Genomic DNA, 507 nt, shown 5'->3' with positions numbered 1-507 from the left:
GCTGCAGCTACCAAAGCTGCCGCAGCACCTGTACTAGCGCCAAATAATCCTACATTAAGGTTCTGTGTGTCTGGATTGTTTATGATCCAATCTAAAGTGCTAATAAGTCGCATTGATAATAAGTTAATGTCAAACCTCAGTCGTCTAGTCTGGTTATCAATTTTCTCTTCACTCATTGTTAGAAGGTCAAAGAGCAGTGTGGCAAGGCCGTCTTTATTCAGCCTTTCGGCGACAGATTGTGGACAAAAACTACTAAACCTGCTGAATTTTGGGGAATACGCAAATCGCCTTCGAGGAAGACAGTTTCATGTGTAGTTTCACTATGTCCTTTAATAGGAATTTTAGCTAGCATACTGCAGCTTTGATACTAATCTATAAACATATTAGTGTTAATAAGCAAGCAAATAATGTAAAATCGATAAGAGTGGATAATTACATTGCTCACTGATGGCGAAATGTAATCTATTGGCGAATACAGGTATGAAGAAGAAGGAAACATGGTAGTAA

It is taken from the genome of Nitrososphaera sp. AFS, from assembly GCF_009898475.1.
Lineage (GTDB): Archaea > Thermoproteota > Nitrososphaeria > Nitrososphaerales > Nitrososphaeraceae > Nitrosopolaris.
Note: the sequence above shows the minus strand (reverse complement) of the source record.